6 protein-coding genes are annotated in these 6,285 nt (G+C 45.5%); all 6 read left to right on the plus strand.

From position 1 onward, the window contains the following. Positions 1 to 610, plus strand: a 610-nt coding sequence (locus A1D16_RS13900; RefSeq protein WP_290710502.1) for a rod shape-determining protein, incomplete at its 5' end; no start/stop codon positions are given. 5 nt (positions 611 to 615) lie between these two features. Beyond that, positions 616 to 1,470: a rod shape-determining protein MreC gene (mreC, locus tag A1D16_RS13905; protein WP_290710504.1), complete on the plus strand. Its 855-nt coding sequence runs from the start codon at positions 616 to 618 to the stop codon at positions 1,468 to 1,470. Beyond that, on the plus strand, positions 1,463 to 1,993 hold the full coding sequence (locus A1D16_RS13910) for a rod shape-determining protein MreD (RefSeq protein ID WP_290710506.1): 531 nt from the start codon (positions 1,463 to 1,465) through the stop codon (positions 1,991 to 1,993). Before mreC ends, A1D16_RS13910 begins: the two co-directional genes overlap by 8 nt. 82 nt (positions 1,994 to 2,075) lie before the next feature. Beyond that, positions 2,076 to 4,172 (plus strand): penicillin-binding protein 2, encoded by a 2,097-nt coding sequence (gene mrdA / locus A1D16_RS13915; RefSeq protein ID WP_290710509.1) that lies wholly within the window; start codon positions 2,076 to 2,078, stop codon positions 4,170 to 4,172. Positions 4,173 to 4,174: 2 nt separating this feature from the next. Then, complete coding sequence (rodA, locus tag A1D16_RS13920) at positions 4,175 to 5,512, plus strand: rod shape-determining protein RodA (RefSeq protein WP_290710510.1); 1,338 nt, start codon at positions 4,175 to 4,177, stop codon at positions 5,510 to 5,512. A 14-nt stretch (positions 5,513 to 5,526) separates the two neighbouring features. Next, on the plus strand, positions 5,527 to 6,267 hold the full coding sequence (locus tag A1D16_RS13925; protein ID WP_290710512.1) for an MBL fold metallo-hydrolase: 741 nt from the start codon (positions 5,527 to 5,529) through the stop codon (positions 6,265 to 6,267). Positions 6,268 to 6,285 lie beyond the last annotated feature (18 nt).

Raw genomic sequence — 6,285 nt, forward strand, 5'->3', positions numbered from 1 at the left:
CATGGCAGCGGCACTGGGTATCGGAATTGATGTAGAAGAACCGGTAGGTAATATGATCATTGATATAGGTGGAGGTACCACCGGTATTACCGTAATTGCCCTGGCAGGTATTGTTTGTGACCAGAGTATCCGGATTGCCGGGGATGAATTTACCGCCGATATTATGGAAGCCCTTCGTCGCTACCACAGTTTATTGATCGGGGAGCGGACAGCCGAACAAATCAAGATCCAGATTGGGGCTGCCATGAAAGACCTGGACAATCCGCCGGATGACATCCCGGTAAATGGACGAGACCTGGTAACCGGTATTCCCAAGCAGATTATGGTAAGCTTCCAGGAAATTGCAGAAGCATTGGATAAAAGCATTTTTAAAATTGAGGAAGCTATTCTGAAAGCGCTGGAAACCACTCCTCCCGAGCTGGCTGCGGATATTTATCGGAGAGGCCTGTATATTACAGGTGGTGGAGCTCTCTTACGCGGATTGGATAAACGATTGAGCCAGAAAATTAAATTACCGGTGCATGTAGCGGACGACCCACTGAAAAGCGTGGTTCGGGGTACCGGAATTGCGCTGAAGAATTATGACCGCTATCCATTTGTGATGCGTTAACCGGTATGCGAAATATTTTCCTGTTTATCCGTCGTTATTTTAATTTTCTGTCTTTCCTGGCATTACAGGCATTGGCATTGTCTTTTTTATTCCGGTATAACAAGTTTCATGAGGCAGCTTTTGCCAGTGTAGCCAATGAGGTTACCGGCCGTATTAACGGGCAATACAATACGGTTGAATATTATTTTAAGCTCAAAAAAGCCAATGAAAACCTGGTAAAGGAAAACCTGGCCCTGCGTGATCTATTGCGGTCTAATTACCAGCAACCAGATAGTTCTAAACGCCTGGTGGTAGATTCCATACGGGTTGATTCCTTAAAACCATTCCAGAAATACATTTACCGCGATGCTAAAGTGGTAGGTAGTTTTGTTACTACCCAAACCAATTTTATTACTATTCACCGGGGATCCAGCCAGGGGATTCAACCCGATATGGCAGTTATTGGTCCGGGGGGTGTAGTGGGCCGGGTCGTAAATACGAGTCCGAATTTTTCCACCGTTATGACCATGATCAGCCGGGTTTTTAAAGTAGATGGAAAGCTTAAAAATACCGGAGAAAGAGGGTCTATCAGTTGGGATGGTCAGAATCCGCGCCTGGTGCAGATGCGGAATATTCCTAAAAGTGTACCGGTGCAAAAGGGTGATTCTGTGTTAACGAGTGAATTGTCGTCTATTTTTCCGCCCAATATCCTTATCGGAACAGTAGATTCCGTTTTAAATGATCCAAGTACAAATTTTTATAATCTGCGGCTAAAGACGGCAACCAATTTCTCTACGGTACAATTTGTGTACGTGGTACAAAACAGGCTGCTGGAAGAACAGGCCAATCTGGAAAAAGCAACCCGCAATACCAATGAGTGATTTTTTGAAACATAGTATGCGTGCATTGCTCTTTCTGCTGGTACAGGTATTTGTGCTACACAAGATTCCGCCGTTACACCAATTTGTGGTTCCCTATATTTATTTCCTGTTTATTATCTGGCTGCCGTTTAATACCGGCCGTACCTGGTTAATGATAATTGCGTTTATTTATGGGTTGGCACTGGATTACTTTTTAATGTGGCCAGGGATCCACGCTGCTGCCTGTGTTATGATCGCTTATTTGCGACCCTTCCTGGTAAACCTGCTGATCCGCCAGGAAGGAGCCGAACAGAGTTACGGGGCTCCTTCTATCAATAGCATGGGTTGGGCGCCCTACAGTGTGCTGGTGGTAGTGCTAACCCTTGTACATCATACCTACCTCGTTTTTCTGGAATGGCTCAGCTTTGGTAGTTTCTGGTATTTTTTAGGGAAGGTTGGTGCTTCCACCGGTGTTAGCCTGCTCTTGATCCTGGTTACCGAAATGCTGTTTTACCGAAAAGAAAAATTCCGGACAAATATGTAAGGAATAATACCTTTATTGCTGCAGTTTTACCCGTTCAGTTTTCCCCTACCTTTGCATATAATCCTGTATTTTTCCACTCCATATGTCTGTGTTTAACCAATCACGCTCTACTGTGATCCGCTTCATTATAGCGGGTGTATTTCTGATTATTGTGGCGCAGCTGGTCAACCTGCAGCTGTTTTCCAGTAAATATGAAGCCCTGGCATTTAACAATGCGGTTTACCCGAAAGTGAGGTATCCCGACAGGGGAATTATTTATGATCGAAAGGGGAAAGCCATCCTCAACAATACCATCATGTTTGACCTGGAAGTAACGCCCTCCCAGATCAAAGGAGTGGATACTAATTTTCTTTGTAAACTGGTAGAAATTGATACGGCAGAATTTAAGAAGCGAATTGTTACCGCCATTCTCAAAAACGGCCGCTACCGGCCAAGTATATTCGAGGATCTGCTTACACCCGAAATGCATGCAAGGCTGGAGGAGAATATTTATAAATTCCCGGGTTTTGCATTGGTAGAACGCCCGGTGAGAGTTTATCCTTATAATGCGGCTGCGCATATAATGGGCTATATCGGGGAGGCCGATTCGGGTAATATTAAACGATCGAGTGGGTTTTACCGCCTGGGAGATTATGTAGGCAAAACCGGACTGGAAGCCTTCTATGAAAGAGTGTTGATGGGGAAACGAGGGGTTGAATACATGATCAAGGACAATAAAAACCGGCTGGTTGGTAAATACGAAAACGGGGTGTACGATACGGCTGCCCTGGCGGGTAGAAACCTGCGTACCTATATTGATATTGAGCTGCAACAACTGGCAGAAAAACTTATGCAGGGTAAAGTGGGGGCAGCGGTTGCTATTGAACCCCAAACAGGGGGCATCCTATCGATGGTGTCGGGACCTAATTTCGACCCCAATATGTTAACCGGCCCCAATAAACAGAAAAACTTTAATAAGCTATTCCTGGATGTCAGCAGTCCGCTGCTAAACCGCGCTATAAAAGGGCAATACCCGCCAGGCTCTACCTTTAAGCCACTTGGGGCATTGGTAGCCCTGGACGAGGGAATTATTACGCCTTCCTTTGGGGTAGGTTGCGGAGGTGCTTATTATGGCTGTTCAAGACCTGTGAAATGTACCCACAAGAACGCCGGCCACGCAGCCAATCTCCGGTTAGCCATTGCTAATTCCTGTAACTCTTACTTTACCCATATCTACCGGTTATCAGTAGACGCGGCTAAATACAAAGGCGTAAAAAACGGCTATCAGAAATGGAAAGGCTATTTAAATGCCTTTGATTTGGGGGTTCGGGTAGGGGTAGACCTTCCGAGTGAAGACCGGGGAAATGTACCGGATAGCTCTGTATACAATAAAGTGTATCGTAACAGCTGGAACAGTTGTACCAATCTTACGCTTGGTATCGGGCAGGATATGATGCTTGCCACTCCTTTGCAATTGGCTAATTCCATGTGTATTGTAGCTAATAAAGGCTATTATTACACCCCCCATTTTGTACAGAAAATTGACGATGAAACAGCGGCCGATACCATCATGAATGCATTTCGTATTAAACACGAACCGCTGACCGGCATTTCCGACGATGCCTATGAAGCAGTAATTTCCGGAATGCAGGATGTGGTAGAAATTGGCACGGCCAAAATGGCCCGTTTGCCCGGAATCAATGTTTGTGCAAAAACCGGTACGGCAGAAAACTACCGGGTTATTGAAGGAAAACGTACCAAATTAAAAGATAACTCGGTGTTTGTATGTTTTGCCCCCCGGGAGAATCCGAAAATTGCCATTGCGGTAATTGTGGAAAATGCCGGTTACGGAGGCACCTGGGCCGGACCGATTGCCGCCCTGATGATGGAAAAATACCTCAATGATACCCTGCGGACGGAACGATTAAAAGAAGTAGAGCGTATTGCTGCCGCCAACCTACTGCCCGATTACCTGGTACGGGAGCAGTATAAGGCAGATTCAACACGGGCCTATAACTGGTTTAAAATGACCAAGGACTCCAGTGTGCTGCAACGATTCCTGAAAAAAGAGCCGAAGAAGGATACTGCACCCGCTAAAGGAACAACGCCTGCCCCTAAACCGGATATCCGTACCACTTACCTGAGGCTGGAAGCCATTCTTCCGGAACATTTTTATTTCACCAAACCCATACAGTCCTGATTATGAGTGCACGTAATGCCGACATATCAAAAGGAATCGACTGGTTGCTGGTGGGTTTATATATGATTCTATGCGCCATTGGTGTGCTGAGTATTTTTGGCGCCACTTACAAGGAAGGCGAAAATATTATCCAGTCGTTTACCGCTTTCCAGACAGATTACAGCAAGCAGTTTTATTTCTGGATACTGGCAATGGTGGTGGCAATAGCCATCCTTGTTACTGATTCCAAATTCTTTACAGCCACAGCCAATCTATGGTATGCTTTTGGTATCCTGCTGCTGCTGCTGGTATTTCCTTTTCATACAGAAATCAAAGGAACCCGTTCCATTATTCGCTTTGGCGGATTTCAATTACAACCCGCTGATCTGTGTAAGGTTTTTGTGGCCCTTGCCCTTGCCAAATACCTGAGCCGCGTAGAAACGGATTTTTCGAAAACCAGGTCGCAACTGATTGCAACAGCTATTGCATTGGCTCCTGCCATCATGTCTATATTACAACAGGAAACAGGATTGGCACTGGTGTATTTTTCATTCTTTCTGGTGATGTTTAGAGAAGGCCTTCCGGCAGGTATCCTGATTATCGGATTTTCATTTGCAGTACTGGTAGTAGCCACCTTATTACTTGATCCCAATACCCTGGCCCTGATCCTAACCGGAATTGCATTGGTAGCTATTTATATTCTCCGTAAACAAATCAAGCGAAAAAAACAGCTATTGGTTACCATTGTCGGTATCTGGATGGTTTGTGTGGGTATTCAACGTTTTTTGGTTCCCTATGTATTCGAGTCTGTTTTACAACCCTACCAGGTAAAACGGATTTACGATACCATAGGTAAAGACTATGTACCGGCAGGTGGTACCGTTTTATTGGAAGAAGCCACGCCAAGAAAAAAAGATGATGGAGGCGATTACAATGTTAAACAGAGTAAGATTGCGATCGGCAGTGGTGGCTTTGCCGGGAAAGGACTACTGAAGGGAACACAAACCCGCTATGATTTTGTGCCGGAACAACGCACCGATTTTATCTTCTGTACGATTGGCGAGGGCTTTGGGTTCGTAGGAAGTTTTCTGTTAATGGGGGTATATTTTGTTTTATTGATGCGGATTGTAACAATAGCAGAACGACAGCGAAGTGTATTCAGCCGTGCCTATGCCTATGGGGTGGCGTCGGTGCTGTTCTTTCATATTGCAATCAATATCTGCATGACCATTGGCCTTGCTCCGGTAATTGGTATACCTCTGCCTTTTATCAGCTATGGTGGTACTTCCCTGCTTACCTTTACGGCCGCTTTATTTATATTAATCCGCCTGGACGCTGACCGGCAGATGGTATTGCGATAAATTATTTAGTTAGCATGCGAGTTATTCCTCTTTCAGAAGGCAGTTTTACTATTGATGGTACCAAACAATTTGTTCCGTTTAGTAGGGAGGCCGACGCACTTAATGATCGTCCGGCTGGAAGTTTGCTGGTGGAGATCCAACCGTTTGTTGTAATAACCAGTGAAGATGTGCTGTTGCTGGATACCGGGTTGGGTTTTGAAGTGGGCGGACAATCGCAGTTGCTGAAAAATCTTATGGAAGCGGGTATTAATCCAGGTGAAATTACCAAAGTGCTGATGACTCATCTGCATAAAGACCATGCAGGAGGGGTGAGCCATACCAACCCTCAAACAGGAAAATTTGAATTATCTTTTCCACAGGCCGACTATTATATACAGCGGCGGGAACTGGACTATGCTTTCGAAAAAGGATTGCCTTCCTATATTCCGGAGGAGTTGGAATGTTTACGTACGGCTCCGCAGGTACAGTTGCTGGAAGGAGATGGGGTAATTGCCGGGTATATCGAATACCAACTGGTAGGCGGGCATTGCCCCTATCACCAGGTTTTTAGAATCGTGGACGGAGGGTCAACCGTATTTTTTGGGGGCGACAATGCTCCTCAACTGCAGCAAATGAAAAGCAAGTTTGTTGCTAAATACGACTACGACGGTAAACTTGCCATGGAACTGCGCCAGGAATGGTGGAAGAAGGGGCAGGAGAACAACTGGAAATTTTTGTTTTACCACGATGTTAAAACGCCTGCTTATGGAGGATAACTGCGGCGCCTCCTAAAC

Source organism: Flavihumibacter sp. CACIAM 22H1 (genome assembly GCF_001601815.1).
In the GTDB taxonomy this organism is placed as follows: domain Bacteria; phylum Bacteroidota; class Bacteroidia; order Chitinophagales; family Chitinophagaceae; genus Flavihumibacter.

What these genes read in the sequence shown, in the direction of transcription:
- mreC (WP_290710504.1), top strand. Translation starts at nt 616, where the DNA reads ATGCGAAATATTTTCCTGTTTATCCGTCGTTATTTTAATTTTCTGTCT.
- A1D16_RS13910 (WP_290710506.1), top strand. Translation starts at nt 1,463, where the DNA reads ATGAGTGATTTTTTGAAACATAGTATGCGTGCATTGCTCTTTCTGCTG.
- mrdA (WP_290710509.1), top strand. Translation starts at nt 2,076, where the DNA reads ATGTCTGTGTTTAACCAATCACGCTCTACTGTGATCCGCTTCATTATA.
- rodA (WP_290710510.1), top strand. Translation starts at nt 4,175, where the DNA reads ATGAGTGCACGTAATGCCGACATATCAAAAGGAATCGACTGGTTGCTG.
- A1D16_RS13925 (WP_290710512.1), top strand. Translation starts at nt 5,527, where the DNA reads ATGCGAGTTATTCCTCTTTCAGAAGGCAGTTTTACTATTGATGGTACC.